Source organism: Paraburkholderia sp. (assembly GCF_049581445.1).
Classification (GTDB): Bacteria; Pseudomonadota; Gammaproteobacteria; order Burkholderiales; family Burkholderiaceae; genus Paraburkholderia.
The window spans coordinates 1-7,929 of record NZ_JBAURZ010000289.1; the positions used below are offsets into that span (position 1 = coordinate 1).

Annotated in this window: 8 protein-coding genes and 1 pseudogene; all 9 read left to right on the plus strand. The window is 62.5% G+C overall.

Translation table 11 applies throughout. The annotated features are described in order from the left end of the window. On the plus strand, positions 1-1,167 hold a 1,167-nt coding region (locus WCA85_RS23920; protein WP_424067330.1), incomplete at its 5' end, for an MFS transporter. A 66-nt stretch (positions 1,168-1,233) separates the two neighbouring features. Next, the gene (locus WCA85_RS23925) at positions 1,234-2,214 is read left to right on the plus strand and encodes a quinone oxidoreductase family protein (protein ID WP_424067331.1); all 981 of its coding nucleotides are present in this window, start codon (positions 1,234-1,236) and stop codon (positions 2,212-2,214) included. 10 nt (positions 2,215-2,224) lie between these two features. Continuing rightward, the gene (locus WCA85_RS23930; RefSeq protein WP_424067332.1) at positions 2,225-3,073 is read left to right on the plus strand and encodes a TauD/TfdA dioxygenase family protein; all 849 of its coding nucleotides are present in this window, start codon (positions 2,225-2,227) and stop codon (positions 3,071-3,073) included. 19 nt (positions 3,074-3,092) lie between these two features. Further along, complete coding sequence (locus WCA85_RS23935; RefSeq protein WP_424067333.1) at positions 3,093-3,653, plus strand: RBBP9/YdeN family alpha/beta hydrolase; 561 nt, start codon at positions 3,093-3,095, stop codon at positions 3,651-3,653. After that, on the plus strand, positions 3,640-4,374 hold the full coding sequence (locus WCA85_RS23940) for a DsbA family oxidoreductase (protein ID WP_424067334.1): 735 nt from the start codon (positions 3,640-3,642) through the stop codon (positions 4,372-4,374). Before WCA85_RS23935 ends, WCA85_RS23940 begins: the two co-directional genes overlap by 14 nt. An 11-nt stretch (positions 4,375-4,385) precedes the next feature. Continuing rightward, positions 4,386-4,805: a Rieske (2Fe-2S) protein gene (locus WCA85_RS23945; RefSeq protein ID WP_424067335.1), complete on the plus strand. Its 420-nt coding sequence runs from the start codon at positions 4,386-4,388 to the stop codon at positions 4,803-4,805. Then, the gene (locus WCA85_RS23950; RefSeq protein WP_424067336.1) at positions 4,793-6,421 is read left to right on the plus strand and encodes a 3-(methylthio)propionyl-CoA ligase; all 1,629 of its coding nucleotides are present in this window, start codon (positions 4,793-4,795) and stop codon (positions 6,419-6,421) included. The genes WCA85_RS23945 and WCA85_RS23950 overlap by 13 nt, the downstream gene beginning before the upstream one ends. 87 nt (positions 6,422-6,508) lie before the next feature. Next, positions 6,509-7,654, plus strand: coding sequence for a porin (locus tag WCA85_RS23955; protein ID WP_424067337.1), 1,146 nt, complete (start codon positions 6,509-6,511; stop codon positions 7,652-7,654). A gap of 30 nt (positions 7,655-7,684) precedes the next feature. Beyond that, positions 7,685-7,929, plus strand: a pseudogene (locus WCA85_RS23960) (BON domain-containing protein); the annotation flags it as partial.

The window sequence follows — 7,929 nt, forward strand, 5'->3', positions numbered from 1 at the left end:
AAGGCCGCATGGACCCTTTCCGACACACGGCTGGGTTCGCTTAGCAGTGTGGTCGCTTTGATGGTTGGCGTACTCACGTTCCCGCTGTCGGTGCTCGCCGACCGCTGGGGCCGCGTGAAGTGCATCGTCGTGATGGCGGCGATGTGGAGTTTGGCGACGCTCGGCTGCGCGTTCTCGACGAACTATGGCGAGATGCTGCTTGCGCGTGCGTTTGTCGGCATCGGCGAAGCTGCCTACGGCAGTGTTGGGATCGCCGTTATCCTGAGCATTTTTCCGGCACGGCTGCGCTCCACGCTTACCGCCAGCTTCATGGCGGGCGGCGCGTTCGGCTCGGTGCTGGGCATGGGCCTTGGGGGCGCAGTTGCGGCTCACCTGGGCTGGCGCTCGGCGTTCGGCGCGATGGCCGCCATGGGGATCGTGCTGGTCATCGTCTACCGGTTTGTTGTCACCGAGAAGCGTCTTGCGCTGCTGCAGCCGGCAGGCGTGAGCAGGCAGGTGCAAGGGCCTGGCGTGCGGATGAGTTTGCGCGCGCTGATGAAGGGGCTTTTCTCGACGAAGTCGGTGGTGTGTGCCTATGCAGGCAGCGGTATCCATCTGCTGGTGCCCGCTGCTGTGTGGGCGTGGATGCCAAGCTTCCTGAACCGTTACTACGGCATGGCCACCGGCAAGGCTGCAATGTGCGCGGCGGTGTTTGTGCTGGTGACGGGTGTTGGCATGGTGGTATGCGGGAACCTGGCCGACCGCCTCAGCAGGAATGCGCGGGAAAGGAAGTGGGCCACCGCGATCGTCTTTTGTCTGACGTGCTTCGTATTGCTCGCGATTGGCTTCCGCATGCCTGCGGGTCCCATGCAGCTCATTGTGATCGGCGCCGGGATGTTCTTCTGCGCAGGCGCTAGCGGCCCTTCAGGTGCGATGGTGGCCAACCTCACGCCGCCGTCTATTCACGCATCGGCATTTGCCACATTGACGCTGGCAAACAACCTGCTGGGTCTGGCACCCGCTGCCATTCTGACGGGGATCGTCGCGGACCGGATCGGGTTGCTTGGCGCGTTGCAACTCGTGCCGTTTGCGCCTCTTGTGGCAGCTGTCGCATTTTTTATCGGCAAGCGGAACTACGCCGGTGATCTGGATCGTCTGGACGCCCTGCGCGAGCAGGCCGTGCGCTGACCGTGGCTGTCGCCTCGCGGCGGACTAAATTTATTTTGCAGTTGAGCAATGGATAGGAGAACAAACATGGCGAAAGCAGTGCGCTTCCATGAAACCGGTGGTCCCGAAGTCTTACGCTACGAGGACGTTGAAGTGGGCGAGCCCGGCGCCGGACAGGTCCGCCTGCGCCATGAGGCAGTGGGTCTGAATTTCGCCGACACCTACTTCCGCAGCGGTCTGTACCCGGTCCCGATGCCCGCAGGCATGGGCGTGGAGGGGGCGGGGATGGTCGAGGCCATCGGCCCGGACGTGACAAACGTAGCGGTAGGCGATCGCGTGACCTACACCGGTTTTATCAACACGCTCGGCGCCTACAGTACCGAACGCCTGGTCCCGTCGGCCCCACTCATCAAACTGCCCGATGCGATCTCCTGCGAAACGGCTGCGGGTATGACCATGCGCGGCCTGACTTCGGCCTATCTGATGCGCCGCATTCACGACTTCAAGGCGGGCGACACCCTCCTGTTGCATGCGGCCGCCGGCGGTGTCGGTCTGATCGTGTCGCAATGGGCGAAGCTGCTGGGTCTCACCGTGATCGGCACGGTATCGACCGAAGCCAAAGGCGAGGTGGCGCGCGCACATGGTTGCGACCACGTTATCTACTATGGCCGGGAAGATGTCGCGAAGCGCGTGCGTGAGTTGACCAGTGGCGTTGGCGTGAACGTGGTGTTCGACAGCGTCGGCAAGGATACCTTCGAGGGCTCGCTCGATTCGCTCAAGCGGCGCGGTTTGATGGTCTGCGTTGGCACGGCGTCCGGTCCGATCCCGCCGTTCAATCCGCAGATTCTCGCGATGAAGGGATCGCTCTATCTGACCCGCCCAGCGCTCGCGGACTACATCGCGGACCCCGCCGAGAAGAACGAACTCGCTGGCGAGATCTTTGGGCATATCGCAGCGGGCCGTATCAGGATCGAACTCAACCAGCGCTACGCGCTTGAGGATGCCGCGCAAGCGCATCGGGATCTTGAATCGCGCAAGACGACCGGTTCGTCGGTCTTTGTCATCTGAGGAGCCAGTGATGCGACTCGAACCCTTGACGTGCGCGATCGGCGCAGAGTTCGTCGGCGTGAATCTCGCCGATGCCATTCACGACGACGGCCTGTTTGGCGAGATCCGTGCGGCGCTGCTGAAGCATCGCGTGCTGTTCCTGCGCGACCAGGATATCACGCGTGCCGAGCATGTGGCGTTTGCGCGCCGCTTCGGTGAACTGGAAGACCATCCGGTCGCGGGCAGTGATCCGGAATATCCTGGCCTCGTGCGCATCTACAAGACCCCGGATCACCCCAATGACCGGTACGAAAACGCGTGGCACGCGGACGCCACCTGGCGCGAAGCGCCGCAGTTTGGCGCGGTCCTGCGTTGCGTGGAGTGTCCGCCGGTTGGGGGTGACACGATGTGGGCGAACATGGCTCTCGCCTACGAGAACCTTCCGGCGCACATCAAGACGCAGATTGCAGAGCTGCGTGCCCGCCACAGCATCGAAGCGAGCTTCGGTGCCGCGATGCCGATCGAAAAGCGGCATGCACTCAAGGCGCAATTTCCCGACGCCGAGCACCCGGTCGTGCGCACGCACCCCGAGACCGGCGAGAAGGTGCTGTTCGTGAGCGCCTTCACCACCCATTTCACCAACTATCACACGCCGGACCGGGTGCGCTTCGGGCAGGACGCCAACCCGGGTTCGGGCGAGCTGCTGCGCTATCTGATCAGCCAGGCGTATATCCCGGAGCATCAGGTGCGATGGCGCTGGCAGAAGAACAGCATCGCGATCTGGGACAACCGGAGCACGCAGCACTACGCGGTGATGGACTATCCGCCATGTCACCGCAAGATGGAGCGAGCGGGAATTATCGGCGACAAGCCGTACTGACCTCGCAAAAGGCTGCTTGATGACACTCGATACAACACCGACCATTTTGATGGTCCCGGGTTTGCGCGACCATGTCGCGGAGCACTGGCAAACCCTGCTGCAGCACAGGCTGCCGAAGGCGGCCTCGGTGCCGCCGCTAGAACACGACAAGCTCAGTTGCGCGGCACGCGTTGCGGCGCTCGACGCAGCACTCGCGAAAATCGACGGCCCGGTGATTCTGGTCGCGCACAGCGCGGGCGTCATGATCACCGTGCAGTGGGCCCAGCAGCACAGCCGCAAGATTCACGGTGCGTTGCTCGCCGCTCCTGCCGACCTCGAGATGCCGCTGCCGGCCGGTTATCCGGCCATCGAAGCGTTGGCGCAAAACGGCTGGCAGCCGATCCCGCGCCAACCACTGCCGTTCCCGAGCATCGTCGGCGCGAGCCGCAACGATCCGCTCGCGCAGTTCGAGCGCGTGGCCGCGATGGCGAAGGACTGGGGCAGTCGCCTGGTCGATCTCGGCGAAGTGGGGCACCTGAATCCCGCGGCGGGTTTTGGCGAATGGGCAATGGCGGAGACACTGATCCATGAACTTGTGTGATCAGCAGTGGGCCGTCCAGGCTGAGCAGGACGCTGGCGAGGAAGTGGGTCAGGAAGTTCGCCAGAAGCGCGGGCTGACGATCGACGTCTTTTTCGATTTCGTCTGCCCGTGGTGCCTGATCGGCAAACGCAACCTCGACACGGCCGTGTCCCGTTTTGTCGGTTTGCAACCCGATCTGCAGGTGAAGGTGCGATGGCGTTCCCATCAACTCCTGCCCTACACGCCAATCAATGGCCTGCCGTATCAGGCTTTCTATCGTGATCGTCTGGGCGGTCCTGAAGCCGTGGCGGCAAGGCGCGCAGAAGTGCAGCGGGCAGGACGCGACGCCGGTATCGAGTTTGCATTTGACCGGATCGAAGTGTTGCCCAACACCGCTGCCGCGCACGAGCTGGTTGACTTCGCTGCGAGCCTTGTTGGCGAAGCGCAATGTACAGCGCTGATTGATCGCCTGTTGACTGCCTACTTTATGGGTGGCGAGAACATTGGCGACCACCGGGTTCTCGAGCGCCTCGGACGCGACTGCGGTCTGGAGCGCGAAAGCCTGAAGGAGCATCTGGCGCAATCGCGAGACTGCGCTGGCCCGACCGGTCGGCGAGTGTTGCAGGCTGAGCCGGGAGTGAGCGGCGTGCCGCACTTCGTGTTCAGCACGGGTTACACGTTCTCCGGCGTCCAGTCGCCCGAAGTCATGGTTGCGCTGATGGTTTCGGCCACGCGAAATTAAAGGAATGACGCATGTCACGTCTTATACCGGTTAGTACAACAGAGGAACTCGCGCCGGGTCAACGCAAGCTGGCCTTCGTTGAAGGCCGCAGCATTGTGTTGTTCAACATCGACGGCACGATTCACGCCATTGACAACTCGTGTCCACATGGCGGCGCCTCGCTCGCCAGCGGCCAACTGGACGGATACGTGCTGCGCTGTCCGGCGCACGGCCTGCGGTTTGACCTGCGTACCGGACACACGCCGAGGGCAGGCTGCTTGAGCCTGACGACCTTGCCGGTTCTGGTAGCCGACGGAAAGCTGCTGGTGAGCCTGCCGGAGAGCCTTGAGGGACCAGCCGCTTCCGCCGTGCACGTCCCGGCCGGTTCGGCAATGTGTTCCAGCGCGCTGCAGGAAACACCCACTCAGGAGAAGCAACGATGCAAGGTCTGATGATGCAGCAGCCGCTGCTGGTCGCTTCGCTGCTCATGCACGCCGAACGCCATCACGGCAGCCAGGAAATCGTTTCGCGACGGGTCGAAGGGGACCTTCACCGCTATTCATATCGGGACCTCGCGCAACGCGCGCGCCGCATGGCAAACGCGCTGGCAGCCCTCGGCATCAGGCCGGGCGAGCGGGTCGGGACGCTGGCGTGGAACGGCTATCGCCACATGGAGTTGTATTTTGCCGTGTCGGGGTCCGGCTCCGTGTTGCATACGCTCAACCCCCGCCTGCACGTCGACCAGCTGGCGTACATCATCGAGCACGCCGAGGATCGCGTCGTGTTCTTTGACCTGACGTTTCTGCCGCTGATCGAAAGCGTCGCGCCACGGGTTAAAAGCCCGAAGCTCTTCGTGGCGATGGCCGACCGGGCGCAAATGCCGGAAGCGCTCGGTCTGTCCGGCAGGCTGATGTGCTACGAGGACCTCATCGATCGTCACGACGACGTTTTCGACTGGCCGCCGCTCGACGAGAACAGTGCATCGTCGCTGTGCTACACATCGGGCACCACCGGCAATCCGAAGGGCGTGTTGTATAGCCACCGCTCGACTATTCTGCATACCTACGCAGCGGCACTGCCAGATTCGCTGAACTGTTCGGCGCGCGACGTGATCCTGCCAGTCGTGCCGATGTTCCATGTGAACGCGTGGGGGCTGCCGTACATCGCCTGCATGGTCGGCGCGAAGCTGGTGTTTCCGGGGCCGGCGCTCGACGGTAAATCGCTATATGAACTGATCGAGGCGGAACAGGTGACGCTTTCGGCCGGTGTGCCGACCGTGTGGCAAGGATTGCTTGCCCACGTTAATGCGATCGGGGGAGCGTTCTCGTCGATGCGGCGCACGATTATCGGCGGCGCGCCCTGTCCGACAGCGATGACGGCGACGTTCCAGGAACGTCATCAGGTCGACGTGCTGCACGCATGGGGCATGACGGAATTGAGCCCGGTCGGCACGGTATGCAGCTTCAAGGCGCATCAGCTCACGCTGCTGCAGGCGGACCGCTACACGGTTCAGGCGAAGCAGGGACGTGCGGTGTTCGGCATCGACATGAAGATCGTCGGCCCGGACGGTGAAGAGTTGGCGTGGGACGGCCACGCTGCGGGCGACCTGCAGGTGCGCGGCCCGTGGGTCACGCGGCAGTACTTTGGCAGTGACGACGCCTCGCCACTGCAAGACGGCTGGTTCCCGACCGGAGACGTCGCGAGGATCGACCCCGACGGCTTCATGCAGATCACGGACCGCAGCAAGGACGTCATCAAATCAGGCGGCGAGTGGATCAGTTCGACCGACATCGAAAACGTCGCGTACCTGCACCCGGAAGTCACGACCGCGGTCTGCATCGGCGCGCGGCATCCGAAATGGGACGAGCGCCCGCTGCTGCTGATCGTGAAGAAGCCGGGCAGCGCGCTCGCCGAAGATGAGCTGCTGCGCTTCTTCGACGGCCGGGTCGCGAAGTGGTGGACGCCGGACGCCGTGGTGTTCGTCGACTCGGTCCCGCATGGCGCGACCGGCAAGGTTCTCAAGCACCAGTTACGGCAACAGTTCGCAGAGTATTTTTCCCCGGCCTGACACGCCGGATTTGCAGCAACGCAGCTTTGTTCGAGCAACAACCAGAAAAAATGCCGGCCATGCCCGGTACACCATCGGAGACACAGAATGAAATTGAAGTTGAGCGGCGCCGCGGCGCTTCTGATGTTCGCCACTGCCGCACATGCGCAATCGTCGGTCACACTCTACGGCGTACTTGATAGTGGCCTGCTGTATCAAAGCACTTCCGCAGCCACTTTCCAGCCGACTGCGCGCAACCAGGGACATGTCTATCAGCTCAAGGACGGCGGCATCTATTCCAGCTTCTGGGGCTTGAAGGGGAGCGAGGACATTGGCGGCGGCTACAAGATCAATTTCAAGCTGCAGGGTTCGTTCAACAGCTCGAACGGCAAGACCGGGTTGGCTGACACGCCGGGAGCTACCGCGTTATTCAACCAGTACGCGACCGTTGGCGCATCCGGGCCGTTCGGCACCTTTGATGCGGGCCGGCAGATCATCCCGATGATCTATGCAATGGCGGAAACCGACGTCCGCGGCGCACAGTACTTCGGCAGTATTCTGACCGCGTGGCTGGGCATGAATCAGGCAGCAGGCTGGCCCGGCACCAGCACCAACGCGCCGATCGGTGCGCTGTACGACAGCAATGCGCTGGTCTACACGTCGCCGAAATTCTACGGCACATCGCTTGGGCTCGAGTACGCGCCGGGCGGCGTCGCCGGTCAATTCCAGGGCGGCACGCGCGAGTCGGCCGTACTCAAGTATTCGAATTACGGCCTGAATCTGTCCGGCGTGTACTACAACGGACACGATACCAATCCGTTCCCGCTGACCTACCCGACGGCTCCGGCCATAGCTGCGACAGGCCAGGACAACAATCGCTTTTATTATCTCGGCGCGATGTACACGATTGGCGGATTTTCAGTATCGGGCTCGTACAGCATCGGCAAGGATCCGGCAAAAAGCAACAGCGCGGACTTCGAAATGGCATCGGGCGGCCTTGGCTACCAGTTCAGTCCGTTTTTCAAGATCACGTCCGGCTACTACTACCTGAAGGACCGGAACCATTCAGCGAACCACTCGAGCGAATTCGCGGTGGGTGCTGAATACAGTCTGTCGAAGCAGACCAAGGCATACGCCCAGGTCGGGTATGTCGACAACAAGGGGACCATGAACCAGACAATCATTTACGGAGCGCCGGTCGCGCCAGGCGTGTCCACCACTGCGGCAATGATCGGCATCCGCCATACGTTCTGATCCCGTTACCCTCCTCGACAGGAGCAAGCCATGAAAAATATTCAGATACTCGAGCTGACCGTCGCTGCATTGATCGTTGCCACTTCCATCAATGCGTGGTCGCAGACCGGCGATACGGCCAGCGCACCGGCTAGTGCGCCAGGCACCTCAGCGATGGCGCCCGGCAGTGCGGTGCCGGCCACTGGCAGAAAAGCGGATCGCGCGCTGCGCAGGAAGGTTTATGCCGCCATCGGCAAGCACAAGGAGATCAGCGCTGGAGATATCAGCATCATCGC

What these genes read in the sequence shown, in the direction of transcription:
- WCA85_RS23945 (WP_424067335.1), top strand. Translation starts at nt 4,386, where the DNA reads ATGTCACGTCTTATACCGGTTAGTACAACAGAGGAACTCGCGCCGGGT.
- WCA85_RS23950 (WP_424067336.1), top strand. Translation starts at nt 4,793, where the DNA reads ATGCAAGGTCTGATGATGCAGCAGCCGCTGCTGGTCGCTTCGCTGCTC.
- WCA85_RS23935 (WP_424067333.1), top strand. Translation starts at nt 3,093, where the DNA reads ATGACACTCGATACAACACCGACCATTTTGATGGTCCCGGGTTTGCGC.
- WCA85_RS23925 (WP_424067331.1), top strand. Translation starts at nt 1,234, where the DNA reads ATGGCGAAAGCAGTGCGCTTCCATGAAACCGGTGGTCCCGAAGTCTTA.
- WCA85_RS23940 (WP_424067334.1), top strand. Translation starts at nt 3,640, where the DNA reads ATGAACTTGTGTGATCAGCAGTGGGCCGTCCAGGCTGAGCAGGACGCT.
- WCA85_RS23955 (WP_424067337.1), top strand. Translation starts at nt 6,509, where the DNA reads ATGAAATTGAAGTTGAGCGGCGCCGCGGCGCTTCTGATGTTCGCCACT.
- WCA85_RS23930 (WP_424067332.1), top strand. Translation starts at nt 2,225, where the DNA reads ATGCGACTCGAACCCTTGACGTGCGCGATCGGCGCAGAGTTCGTCGGC.